Annotated in this window: 1 pseudogene; it reads right to left on the reverse strand. The window is 62.9% G+C overall.

Features of this window, described 5'->3' with window-relative positions:
* A pseudogene (locus AC0L2O_RS37520) lies at nt 1–237 on the reverse strand (segregation/condensation protein A); the annotation flags it as partial.

The raw sequence follows: 237 nt of genomic DNA on the forward strand, positions 1-237 counted from the left end.
GTCCAGTCGGCAAGCGTGCCGATCAGCCTGTTGAGGATGTCGCGTGCATCCTTGAGCGACCACACACCGCGCCTGGCGATCGTCACATTGGTGATCGCCTGCTTCTGGCGTTGCGCCGCATAGGCGGTCAGCAGATCGTAGAGCGAGGCCGAATAGGCGTTGCGGTTCTCGACCATGACCATTTCCGGCATGCCGCGGGCGAACACGTCTCGTCCGAGCCGGTTACGGTTGACCAGG

This window comes from Bradyrhizobium sp. Kon10 (genome assembly GCF_055807395.1).